The sequence below is a fragment of the Glycomyces xiaoerkulensis genome, from assembly GCF_002798405.1.
Taxonomy (GTDB): Bacteria; Actinomycetota; Actinomycetes; order Mycobacteriales; family Micromonosporaceae; genus Glycomyces; species Glycomyces xiaoerkulensis.
Window position 1 is genome coordinate 63,448 of the sequence record NZ_PGGV01000018.1, and the last position, 11,172, is coordinate 74,619.

General features: G+C 70.0%; 7 protein-coding genes. 2 read left to right on the forward strand and 5 right to left on the reverse strand.

The genetic code is table 11. The annotated features are described in order from the left end of the window. Nucleotides 1-5: 5 nt before the first annotated feature. The 4 genes from CUT39_RS08215 to lanL form a co-directional block, all read right to left on the reverse strand. Nucleotides 6-1,739 (reverse strand): ABC transporter ATP-binding protein, encoded by a 1,734-nt coding sequence (locus CUT39_RS08215; protein WP_100445490.1) that lies wholly within the window; start codon nt 1,737-1,739, stop codon nt 6-8. Beyond that, entirely contained in the window at nt 1,736-3,514 is a 1,779-nt protein-coding gene (locus tag CUT39_RS08220; RefSeq protein ID WP_157930548.1) for a S9 family peptidase, read from the reverse strand. Before CUT39_RS08220 ends, CUT39_RS08215 begins: the two co-directional genes overlap by 4 nt. 88 nt (nt 3,515-3,602) lie before the next feature. After that, nucleotides 3,603-3,752, reverse strand: a complete 150-nt coding sequence (locus tag CUT39_RS20215) for an ALQxL family class IV lanthipeptide (protein ID WP_157930549.1) — start codon at nt 3,750-3,752, stop codon at nt 3,603-3,605. A 143-nt stretch (nt 3,753-3,895) separates the two neighbouring features. After that, nucleotides 3,896-6,640 (reverse strand): class IV lanthionine synthetase LanL, encoded by a 2,745-nt coding sequence (lanL, locus tag CUT39_RS08225; RefSeq protein WP_198586969.1) that lies wholly within the window; start codon nt 6,638-6,640, stop codon nt 3,896-3,898. Between the two features lie 526 nt (nt 6,641-7,166). Between lanL and CUT39_RS08230 the strand changes: the two genes are divergently transcribed. Beyond that, entirely contained in the window at nt 7,167-8,366 is a 1,200-nt protein-coding gene (locus CUT39_RS08230) for a chymotrypsin family serine protease (protein WP_100445493.1), read from the forward strand. Between the two features lie 186 nt (nt 8,367-8,552). Here CUT39_RS08230 and CUT39_RS08235 read toward each other — a convergent pair whose 3' ends face one another. Next, a complete protein-coding gene (locus CUT39_RS08235) occupies nt 8,553-9,983 on the reverse strand; it encodes a glucose/sorbosone family PQQ-dependent dehydrogenase (RefSeq protein WP_198586970.1) in 1,431 nt (476 codons plus the stop codon). Between the two features lie 647 nt (nt 9,984-10,630). Here CUT39_RS08235 and CUT39_RS08240 point away from each other — a divergent pair. After that, a partial coding sequence (locus CUT39_RS08240) for a hypothetical protein (RefSeq protein WP_157930550.1) occupies nt 10,631-11,172 on the forward strand: 542 nt, incomplete at its 3' end.

Below are 11,172 nucleotides of genomic sequence, written 5' to 3' on the forward strand. Positions count from 1 at the left end.
ACTCCTCACGCCGTTGGTCGGTCGGCGAACACGGCCCGGTATTCGGGGTGGGTCGCCCACAGGTTTCGATGGCTTCCGATCGCCCGCAGACGGCCCCGTTCCAGCCAGGCGACCCGGTCGGCCCGGTCGGCGGTGGCGGTGCGGTGGGCGACGACGACGCGGGTTCTATCGGCGGCGGCCTCGGTGACGGCGGCCGAGACCTGCGCCTCGGTGACGGTGTCGAGACTGGAGGTGGCGTCGTCGAGAACCAGGATCCTGCCGTCGCCGGCGATCGCCCTGGCCAGTCCGAGCCGCTGGCGCTCGCCTCCCGACAGCGGCGCCCGGTCCAGCGGCGTGTCGAATCCCGCCGGGAGGCGTTCGATGAACCCGGACGCCTCCGCGCGCGCCGCCGCCTGCCGGACGCGTTCGGCGGTCGGGCGGGGGCGGCCGTAGCCGATCGCCTCCCCTACGGTGCCGCCCAGCAGCACCGGTTCTTCGAACGCGTAGCGGACCTCCTGCCTGAGGCTGTCCGGATCGACCTCGGCGGTGTCGGCTCCGTCGATGCGGACGCGGCCTCGGTCGGGCCGAATCAGGCCGCCGACGACCTGGGAGAGCGTGGTCTTGCCCGAACCGGATCGGCCGACCACGGCCACACTGGATCCGGCCGGGATCTCCAGGTGCACGTCGTCCAGTACGGTCTGCGACTCGAGTCGAACGGTCACGCCCTCCAGCAGGACCTCGCCGGGCCCGCCCGGCAGCCTGGGACGGCGCCCGGCCTCCGAGCCGCCGTCGGCCGGGCCTTCACCGGCTACCGCCAGTACGCGGGCGGCGCTCGCCCGCGCCTGGCCGAGTCCGAACAGCACGTCGATCTGATCGAGAATGCTCAGCGCGATCGCGAGGTAGAGCGCGGTGGCCAGCAGTTCCCCCGCCGAGAGGCGCCCGACCGCCAGTCCGAAGCCGGCCAGGGCGAGGATGCACACCCGCAGGCCGGCCAGGATCAGCTCGGCCTGCCAGGAGATCCCGCGTTGCACCTGCCAGGTGCGGTGACCGGCGGCGACCAGGTCCGGCAGTGGCCGCAGTACCCGGTCGACCTCGCGCAACGCGGTCCCGCAGGCGCGGATGGTGCGCAGGCCCGCCAGCGCGTCGAGCATGCGGGCGGCGATGGCCCCCAGGCGGTTCAGGTAGTCGGCCTGGGTGCTGGTGATGCGGCGCATCACCAGGCGGATCAGGAAGAGGGCCGGAATCAGTCCCGCGGTGAAGGCGGCGCCGAGCCACCAGTCGATGACCCACAGCGCTGTCAAGCCCGCCAGTGAGGTCGCCAGCGCCACCGCGACCCGGACGAACGTGACCACGGCTCCGGCACCGGCGGCGGCGTTGGCCGTAAGCCGTGTCACCAGGTCGCCGGGAGGATGGTCGCGCAGGCCGCGCAGGTCCGCGTCCAGTACCGCGCGCAGCAGCCGGTGGCGCATTCCGGCGGCGATGCGCGTGGTCGCGGCCACCGCGGCGATGCCGCTGCACGCCTCGGCCGCCACCCGCACCACCAGCAGTACGGACAGCGTGAGCAGGGCCGTGCCGGGTCCGGCGCCGGCGACGGCCTCGTCGACGGCATCGGCGGACACCGCCGGTATCGCCACCGAGGCGATCGCGATGACGACCAGCAGCGCGGCGGTCACCGCCACGGTGCCGGGCGCCATGCGGGCGAGTCCGACGAGCCGGGGCATCGACGGGTTCGGGGAAGCCTCGGAGGCCGATGGGGTCATGGCTGCGGCCCCTGGGTGAGGTGGTCCGGGGCCGAACGTCCGCAGAGGAAGTCGAGGAGGTCGGCTTCGACCCGGTCGGCGCCGGGATCGTCGAGCAGGTGGTGCCCGGCGCCGGCGTAGGTGCGATAGGACAGCCGGTCGTGGCCGGTGGCCCGCAACCGGTCGGCCAGTGCCCGCGACTGCGACGGCGGCACCCGCTCGTCGCTGCGGCCGTGCCCGATCAGCAGCGGGACTCGGATGCGGTCGCTCAGGCGCAGCAGGTCCCGCTCGCCCAGTTCGTCGTCGACCGCCCGCAGGCCCCGCAACCGTCTGACCTGGGCGCGGATCTGCGGCGGTCCGTGCCGCTCGAGGCTCCGGGCCGAGGTGAACGGCGCCAGTGCCGCGCAGCGCGACCAGGCGTGGGGTTCGGCGGCCACCGCCAGCAGCGCCAGGAACGCGCCGTAGGAGGTGCCCAGCAGCATCGGCGCTTCACGGCGATCGCCGCGCTGGTCGGCCACCGCGGCGCGCAGGCGCAGGACGTCGGCCAGGTCCGGTCCGCCCCAGGCGCCGACGATCGCGGTGCGGTGCGCCGCACCGTAGCCGGTGCTGCCGCGCTGGTTCGGGGCGATGACGGCGATGCCGGCTTCGGCCAGATGCCGGAGGAAGGGGCGGTTGGCGAGGTTCCAGTGCGATTCGGGACCGCCGTGCAGGGCGACCAGCGCGTGGCGGCTGTGCCGCCAGTCCGGTCCGTAGACGACCGCCTCGATATCGCCGACTTCGCCGGGGAAGCGCTCGCCGCGTGCATCGGTGGTCGTGTCCGGCCGCGGTCCGGGCGATCCGACGGCCACGTTCAATCTTCGGTCCATCGTCGCCAGGACGAGGGGGTCCTGCGGAGTGGACAGCAGCACGCGCAGACCGGCGTCGCTCCAGGCCGCCGGGCCTATCACCCCGTCGGGAACGGTCGGCCGGGAGGCGGCGCCGGTGCGGTCGCACACGACCAGGCCGTCGCGGATGCCGGTGGTGACGGCGAGGGCGACGGCGCCGCCGTCGGGGGACACCGCGATCGGGCGGGGCGGTTCGGCCGTGTCCGGCAGCGGCAGTGGCACCCGCTCACCCTCGTTCGAAGGATCTATCCAGGACAGACGGTCGCGATCGCCGGGTCCGGCGACGAGGACGCGCCCTCCCGCCGGATCGGTCAGCGCCACCCGACCGGGGGCGTCGAGCAGCCGCATCGACCGGCGCCGCAGGTCGATCAGGCCGATGCGCCGCCGGCGATCGGCCACGACGTCGGCCGCCAGCAGCCATCCGTCCTCGGACAGGACGCGCTCGCCGGCGATCAAGCCCGGCACCTCCATCATCGGCGTCACCGACCGCGTCGCGGCGTCGACGCGGTGCAGTGCCGACCTGCCGGTGCCGTGGATCGCCACCAGCCAGGCGAGCGTTTCGGGGTCGGTGCTGGGGACGGCCCGGAGACCACGGCAGTCGAGTTCGGCCAGCGTCACCGGAGGGCCGGTCCGCCCCTCGGCGGGCAGGAGGCCGACTTCCCGCCGCGATCCGGAGGCGTGCACCAGCACCACTGCTCCCCCGTCGGTCGGCAGGGGCTGCACCGCTGCGGCCGAACCGGTTCCGAACCGGACGCGGCGGACGCGGACCCCGCCTTGAATAAGAAGCCAGGTCTCGACGTCCAGTCGGCCGTCGGCGCTGGCGACCAGGCACGTCGCCCGAGTACCGTTGGGTGAGAACCGGAAATTCAGCCGCCGCGACCCGCTGAGTTCCTCCTTCGGGAGGGACGTCATGTCGAATTGGGTCAAAGTGGCTCGCTTTCGGTCGATGGGCCTTGCTCCCACTGGTCCTGGGAGCAAGGCCGTCATCCTTCGGAACCCGCTACTGCTGGAAGCTGGTAATGCTGCAGGTCCAGGTGCAGGTCCACGTGCAGTCGTCGGCCGCGAGGCCGGCTTCGGCCTCGTCGGCCTCGAGGAGCTGCAGGGCGTCGACGTCCTGCTCTTCGTGCTCCATCACGTAGTGCGTGTTCATCTCGGTCACCTCCTTTCGGCGCGGTCGTTCGGAACGGATCCGCCGCGGTTCCGGCGGACGAATACGGGGCGATCTCGGCTGCGGACTCGCCTGGGAGCGCGCTCATCGATCCTCCCCCTGGTCTTCTCGTGCTCATCGGTCGGCTAGCGGCCGATCCGGTCGAAGGTCGCGGGCAGCCACAGCCGGGAGCCGCCGTGGCGGAGTCGCAGCAGCAGCGACAGCACCCCGGAGACCCCGACGCCGTAGTCGGCGGTCACGTCGGTTCCCGACTCGTCCGAGGGCAGGGTGCGACCGTCGCGGGTCGCGGCCCTCGCGTAGACGGCGTCGACGCAGTCGCGCGCCCACGACCGGTAGGCCTCGTCCCCGGTGCGATCGGCCAGGTCCAGTAGGAACTCCGAATCACCGGCCAGGCCGTGGCACTGTGCGGTACCGGTCCGCCATCGGCCCCGGTGCACCCCGGCCGCCGCTTGAGCGGCCAGCTTCCCGTACCGGTCGTCGCCGGTCGCGTCCCAGGCGCGCACCAGGTAGGTGCCGATTCCGGAGGATCCGGTGCACCAGCGGGTGAGCCTGCTGGACTTGCCGCCGGTCGGCCAGTACGCCGCACCGGCCTCGACTTCCGCGGTCTCGGCGAGGGTTTCGGCGGCGCGCACCGCCTGGTCTTGGAATCGGCGCTCGTCCAGCACCTGCCCGGCGCACAGCAGCAGTGAGGCGACCCCGGCCGTGCCGTGGGCGAAGCCGAGTTCGGCCATCCCGGCCAGTTTGGACTCGAAGTCCGCCGGGATCGGCCACAGGAGGTGGCCGTCGCGTTCCTCCGCGGCGTCGCTGAGGTGCCGGGCGACAGCGGCGAGCCGTTCCAGGTAGCGCGGTTCGGATGTCAGTTCCCACAGCCGCAGGAACGTCATGCCGGCCCCGGTCGCGCCGTGGCACAGATCCGGATTGGGCCACTGGAGCGGTATGCGGTCGGCCAGCGGCAGCGTCCGCTCCATCAGGTCGTCGTGTTGCAGGGCGTCGGCGGTTTCGGCCAGCGCCCACACCGGACCGGAGTGGCCGAACTGCAGGCCGGGGAGGATGCGCGTGCGGGTGGCCAGTCGCCGGGCTATCCACTCGGCGGCGCCGGCCATCGTCCGCGCGGTCCGCGCATCCCCTGTCAGGCGGTGGGCCTGGTTGAGGACGCCGAGGACGCCTGCGGCCCCGTGCTGGACGTTGCACGCATCGGTGGTCCGCCCGAACGGGCCGGACCGGTGGAGTCGGGACGGGTCGTCGAGGTCCACGGTGGCCTCGATCCAGTCGAGACCGTCGGCGATCCATTCGTCCAGGTCGCCGGTGCCGACTCGCGGTTCGGGGACTCCGGCGGCGGGACGGTCGGCGGTGCGGGCGGCCAGCCGCCGCCGGACCTCGCCGGGGCCGGGCCGCCGACTCGGATCGTCCCGCATCAGGTCGACGATGACGCCGCTCAGCGCGGCCACGGCCGGATCGGACGGACCCATGGCGGCCAGCCAGTCGCCGATCCGCTCGTGGTCGGGGCGCTGGTCCGGCGATGCGGCGGGCATCAGCGGGTGCAACCCGGCGACCAGGTGGAACAGCATGGCTCCCAGGCCGTACAGGTCGGACCGCTGCTGCGGGGCCGGACCGGCGGCCTCGGCGCCGGCCACCTCCGGGGCGGCGTAGCCCGGCGTGTAGGAGTTGGTGACCCAGTCGCCGGGGCGGCACAGCAGCTCCAGGTCGATCAGCCGCAGCGTGCCGTCGTCGGTGACCATGAGGTTGCCGGGGCTGAGGTCCCGGATCGTGTACCCCTTGTCGTGGACGAGCTCGACGATGTCGATCAGTTGCCGGGCCAGGTCCAGTTCGGGCTCGGGCGACCAGGCCGTCTCCTCGCGGTCGCCGACCGGCGGCCGATCGTTCACCCACTCGAGCAGGCTGACGCCCTGCACCTCCTCGAGCACCACGAACAGGTCGGACTGCTGCTCGAAGACCTCGATCAGGTCCGGTGTCCGCGGGGTGTCGGCGAACGCGGTCAGCATCCGGGCCTCATGGCGGCGACGGGACTGGATGTCGGTTCCCAGAACGGTCGCCTCGGTGTGCTCCCTGGCCTGCTTGATGATCACGCTTCGGCCGGTGCGCTCGTCGTCGGCCCGGTAGACGCCGCCGCAATAGGTGTGGCGGACCGCCCCGGTGACGGTGTAGCGGTCGTTGAGCCGCACCGACCGCGGGCGCCGCTGGGCGCTTCGTTCCACGAGCCCCTTCGGCGCGTTGCGGAACGGATCCTCCGGCGCCCAAGCCGGTACGACGTACTGGGGGCGTCGTTCGTCCTCGACGAGCCTGCCGTCCGGGGCGATCAGCATCGCCTGGTGGTCGCCGTCGTTGCCGAGGAAGGGGACGCCGTGGTGCGCGCCGTAACGGTAGTGGACCAGGCTGCCCGGTTTGTAGCGGCGGTCGGACAGGATGCCGGGACCGGGGAGACCTCTGGTCGCCTGGTGCAGTTCCTCGGCCAGGTCCCGCAGTTGATCGGCGTTCCCGTCCGGGTAGACGGTGATGAACTTGCCTCCGGCGCTGCGTTCGCATTGGCGCGACAGCAGTTTCTGCACCTCACCGAGGTTCTTGGCGAACTTGTAGCCGTACCGGTGGCCGGCCAGTACCGTCGCCACTCGATTGAGGACGATGGCCGCCGACAGCGGCGTGGCCGACACGTGGAGTTTCCAGCCCTGCAGGGTGCCGTCCGGCTTCGGGGGCCGAACGTGGCACCAGACGCCGTCTTCGGTGAGCTTCCAGTCTTGGAGTCCGTGAGATTCCAGAACCGACGCCGCGCAGTCCGTCAGTAAATGCGATCCAAGTGTTCGGTCGTGCGTCCACTCTGCATGGCCTGAAGCGGCCTCGGGGGAAGGGGTCATCAGCATCCTTACGACTCGGGCGAGGAGCCGGCGCAGCGGTCTTTCGGGTGGGCTCATGCTGGATGACCGCGCACGCGCGCCGACTGGGGATCCTGGCTCGCATCGGTATTCAACTGCTTACGGGCCATGACTGTACCTGTTGGCCACTTGCCGCGCAAGACCGGTTTCGAAGAACACTTTGGGGACCGAACTCGCTCCAATTATGTCCAATATGAACTTATTGCGCTCTTTGTGAATCGTCCGAATCGGCGCTGCGATGCGGCGCGAACCGTCGACACAGGGACAGGTTTCACGAGGCCACGGGGTGGAAGGCGGTTGCGGCACGAGGTGACGCGATCAGCCCGGTTGAGGTCGGCGGCTCCGCAGCGGAGGAACGGCCGAACCTGGCACCACTGAGGACTTGAGTTGATCTCCGTGTAGCAGTAGCGTCACTGTAAGTCCAGGTCATCATGCCTGGTGTCGGGCCCGACTCTCGTATACCCATCCTCTCGAAGCAGAACGAGCAGATCGGACATACTCAATGAAAATGCGCATCTCGAAGCGCGCAATCGTTGCCCTCGCGGCGCCTGCACTGCTGCTGGCGACGCCGGCGACGGTCGCCGCCGAAGAGAACGACACCGCAGCCGAATCCGACTACCAGACCCCCGAGGAGAGCCTCGAGCACGACCTCCGCCTCACCGCCGAAGCCAAGGGGTGGACGTTCGAGCAGGCCGAGGCCCAGTACGAGGTCACCGAAGCCATCGGCGACATCGCCGGCGAGATCGCCCCGAAGCGCCCCGAGGCGTTCGTGGGCACCGCCCTGTCCGAGGAGCCCGGCGGCGCGCCGACGCTCTACCTCAAGGGAGAGGCCGACGAGTTCGTCGAGCGCGTGATCGAGCAGAGCGGCCAGAAGGTCATCGTCGCCGACGGCCAGCCGTACTCGTTCGTCGAACTCCAGGAACGCAGCCTGCAACTCACCGAGGAGCTGATCAAGCTCGGCTACGGCGACATCGTCAGCGCCGTCGACATCACCGAAGGCACCGTCAGCGCCGAGGTCGCGGCACCGCGCGGCAATATCGTCGAGGCCGACCAGATCGCCGGACGGCTCTCCGAGGAGCTCCGCACCGGCATCGACCTGTCCGTCGTCAAGGGACTCGACAACCGCGCCGAGCACGCCTACGGGGGTGCCGTGCTCTACGACGACGGGTTCTTCGAGTGCACCAGCGGCTGGACGGTCGAGGCCCCCGACGGGACCACCGGCGTCACCACCGCCGGGCACTGCAACGGCATCAACGAGATCGAGGAGGACGGCTGCTGCGTCTTCGACATGACCTTCCAGACCCAGTACCAGGGTTACTGGGGCGATGTCGAGTGGCACACGACCAACCACATCGAGCCGGCGCGGTTCTACGCCTCCCCGAACAACCTGCGCGACACTCTCTCGATCGAACCGTGGTCGGACTTCACCGTCGGCGAATCCATTTGCATGTTCGGGCGGGCCACCGGAAGCCGCGAATGCGGTCTCGACGTGGAGGACGCGTGGGTCTCCTGCACCTTCAGCGGCACCACCATCGACAGCCTGGTCCAGATGGACGGCGACGTCACCACCGGCGGCGACTCCGGCGGCCCCTGGTCGTGGGGCAACCGCGCCTACGGCTCGCACGTCGGCGACTGCGGCGGGAAGAACGTCTTCTCCCGGGTCGACGACTTCGATGAGGCCATAGGGGTGACCGTCCGGACTCAGTAGCTCCGCTACCGCGTCAACGCCCTGGCGCAAGCGAGGCTTTCGCCTGGTGCTTCTGTTGTCACGCAACAGGATCCCACCGGCGAGGGCCTCGCTCTCCGACTCGGTCGCAGCCCGACCGGGGCGCACCGCCCGGATCGACCGTTCGATTCATGCCCGGGTCCGACCGGTCGTGCCGGGCGGGTGCGGTCATTCAGAACCGGCATGCCGGAACTCCAGAATCGCTCCCGGCTCTTCCAAGGCGTCGGTCGGCCTACCGCTGTCGCCACGAGCGATGTTGCCGCTGTCGGTAGCCACGTAGAAGACGGTGGGTTCGAATCCCACCACGACGTCCCGATACCGATTGACCGTGTCCCACATGGCGACCGGTTCGCCGACCTCACCGTCGTCCAGCGGCAGGCGGTAGACGGTGCCGTTCTTCAGCGACGGCAGCAGCAGACTGTCGGCCCAGCCCGGAACGCCGTCGGCCGCGTCGTAATACTCCAGACTGGACGGCGCGAGCGTCGGCCAGCAGACGAAGTAGGACATCGAGCACTCGGGGTCCTCGAAGAGGTAGTCCGAGTCCACGGTGAAGAAGGTGCGCAACGGCGGCACGAAGGCCGGATCGTCGAACTCCGATTCGGCCCGTTGCGGGACCGAGTCGGGGATGTCGAAGTCGTCGTACTCCAGCTCGGCGCAATCCGGATTCGAGGAGGCGGACCAGTCGCCGTAGACATAGGCTCGGTCATCGGCGTATCCGGACACGAACGGCCAGCCGAAGTTGCCGCCGGCCTCGATCAGGTTCAGCTCGTCATCGCTCTTCGGCCCGTGCTCCCCGGAGAACAGTCGTCCGTCCGGAGCCACCACCAGCCCTTGAGGATTGCGGTGACCGTAGCTGTAGACATGGCTGCGCACCCCGTCCAGCGTCGGGTTGTCCGACGGGATCGAACCGTCCGGTTCCAGGCGGAGGATCTTGCCCTGATAGGCGGTCCAGTCCTCGGCCGCGACCTCGGACTCCGTGGGCAGCCGCTGTGCCAGGTTCGGTTCGCAGAACCGCCCGAACTGGTTGTTGCCCTGGTCGCCGATCGTGTAGTACAGGTTCCGGTCCGGGCCGAACACCAGTCGGCCGGCGTTGTGGTCGACGCTCGCCGGCAGCCCTGTCAGCAGGTCGACCGGTTCGGAGAGCTGCCGTGCCTGCTCGTCATAGGTGTAGCGGACGATCTTGGCGCGGCGTTCGAACGCCGCTCCCGAGACGTCCCCGTAGACGTAGGAGAGGTAGACGAACGGGTGATCGTCACCGGCCAGGAGATCGGGATGCAGGGCCATGCCGAGCAGTCCGTCCTGCGCCTGGTCGGAGACCACCACCTCCGGGATGTCCAGCACGGTGGTGGAGTTTCCGTCGGAGGGATCGACCTGGGTCACCCGTCCGGCGGTGCGCTCGGTGATCCACAGTCGCCCGTCCGGGCCCGGCAGCACCTCCCACGGGTCGCTCAGACCGGTCGTCAGCACGCTGGAGGTGAACTCCTCCGTCGAGCGGTCGGGCTGGTCGACTTCGTCGGTGCCGGATGCCACGCAGCCGGCCGCCATGGTGAGCGCCAGTGCGCCCATGATCGCCGACGCCGATTTCAGTTCGACTTCCATGCAAACTCCGTAGTCGGTCGGTGGCCCGGGAGGGTGGGTCGGGGCGGATGAGGACTTGCCTCGGCGGTGCCTGGGACCGGCCGCTGCGGTAGTCCTTGACGGCCGCATCGCTGCTGGAGATCCGGTTCCGGTCGCCGTGGGCGGAGCGGACGGCGGCGCCTCGTCGGCAATCGCCGATACCTATTTGGTTCTTTCATAGGTGCCGGTCGCTGTGAGAACGGCACCTGGATCGAGCTATTCTTCTATCGGTTATATTTACCATTAATTTAAGGTAGCACTCACGTCGCCGGTGCCTGACCACTGAGGTGCGGCGGACACGATCGACCAGGCCGGATGCCGCGCCAGCACCGACATCGCGACAGCGGAGCCGGGCGGAACAACCCTGGACAAGGCGGCCCGACAGGAGAGGGTGGCGGCCACGGCCCCACGATAACCGCGTCGGACCGCGGCCGTCGATATGCAGTGTTTCCGAAGTGGCCACCCGGCATTCGCTTGATATCGATACACATCGATGTTAGGGTAACCTCACCGCCCGATCCGACCTCGCTGTGCCTCAGGCCCCCAACGGGACGCGGCACGCTTTCCCGTGCCCCCTTCATCTCCTCGACACTCTCCAATTCGAACCGACCATTCACAGGAGAGCACGAATGAAACCCTTGCGCCTGGCCCGAACCGCGCTCGCCGTGACCGCGGGAACCCTGCTCGCCCTCGGCCTCACCGCGCCCGCCGCCGGCCACCACCCCGAAGGACCACCGCAACCGTTCTTCGCCGAACACGACGACACCTGCACCTTCACCGAGACCAAGGGCCAACTGTCCTGGGCCGCCACGCACCCTCCCCAGCCCCCGGCGGTCAACCTCCGGGGACAGGCGCAGTCGGCCAACCTCGGCGACTGCAACTACCTCGTACCGGTCGTCCCCTACATCGAACTCCAGGCCTACGACCTCGACGACACCGCCGACGAGGCGGACTGGGAGACCGCCGCCACCGCAGTGGACCGCGAGGTCGTCCCCATCCCCGACGACAACCCGATCGACTTCCGCGCCCAGCTCACCCCCACCGCCTGGATCGGAATCGAGCCACCCGACATCGATGTCGTAACCGTCCGCGCCTGCCTCACCACCCGGGTCCACCCGCCCGAGGACCAGACCTACGACGGCGACTGCGGCAAACCCGACGTCCACCACCC

Bases quoted from the DNA above. Each gene is read 5' to 3' on its own strand.
- CUT39_RS08220 (WP_157930548.1), bottom strand. From the start codon at position 3,514: ATGACGTCCCTCCCGAAGGAGGAACTCAGCGGGTCGCGGCGGCTGAAT.
- CUT39_RS20215 (WP_157930549.1), bottom strand. From the start codon at position 3,752: ATGAACACGCACTACGTGATGGAGCACGAAGAGCAGGACGTCGACGCC.
- lanL (WP_198586969.1), bottom strand. From the start codon at position 6,640: ATGACCCCTTCCCCCGAGGCCGCTTCAGGCCATGCAGAGTGGACGCAC.
- CUT39_RS08215 (WP_100445490.1), bottom strand. From the start codon at position 1,739: ATGACCCCATCGGCCTCCGAGGCTTCCCCGAACCCGTCGATGCCCCGG.
- CUT39_RS08230 (WP_100445493.1), top strand. From the start codon at position 7,167: ATGCGCATCTCGAAGCGCGCAATCGTTGCCCTCGCGGCGCCTGCACTG.
- CUT39_RS08235 (WP_198586970.1), bottom strand. From the start codon at position 9,983: ATGGAAGTCGAACTGAAATCGGCGTCGGCGATCATGGGCGCACTGGCG.